At 43.8% G+C, this 671-nt stretch carries 1 protein-coding gene; it reads left to right on the top strand.

From position 1 onward, the window contains the following. Positions 1 to 74: 74 nt before the first annotated feature. A partial coding sequence (locus ACWQ4X_RS19760) for a lysozyme (protein ID WP_457904682.1) occupies positions 75 to 671 on the top strand: 597 nt, incomplete at its 3' end.

Here is a 671-nt window from a genome sequence, read left to right as displayed (position 1 = left end):
TCTTTTTGTGAGTTTGGCCATGATACTTGCACGTTTGAAAAAGCAGCCTGAATTGCATGATGAGGTAGATACAAATGGCGGTCAATAATTCAGAACAAATAGCTCAGGCATATTCTTGGTTACGTGCTATGTCTGGTGGCAAGCTGACGCAGGATCAAGTTAATGCAGGTGATGCCATTATTGCCACAAATGGGCTTACAGAATTTGCCAAGCTCATTGGTTACTCATTGGCGACCACGCCAGTAATCACAGGTCTACGCGATATTTCAGAGCAAGGCTTTGCAATCATTCGAGAGTTTGAGGGCTTCCGTGCAAATGCTTATTTGGACACTGGTGGTGTGTGGACCATTGGCTTCGGTACGATCAAGTATCCAAATGGCATTAAGGTTAAAGCAGGTGATACGTGTACACGTGGACAAGCGGAACTATGGCTTAAAAATGATTGTCAGTGGGTTGATGCTTGCCTAGATAAATACGTGAAGGTCGATATTCATCAAAACCAGTTCGATGCCCTAGCTAGTTTTGTGTACAACATTGGTGAAACTGCTTTTGCGAAAAGCACCATGCTGACTTTGATTAATAAAGGTCAGTTAAATGCTGCAGCATCGCAGTTTGATCGTTGGATCTATGACAATGGTGTGAAGGTATCTGGCTTGGCAAATCGTCGTGCG

The sequence above is a fragment of the Acinetobacter sp. NigerLNRRAM0016 genome, from assembly GCF_054112845.1.
The sequence above is the reverse complement of the archived record's forward strand: the minus strand, read 5'-3'. Positions and strand labels throughout refer to the sequence as shown.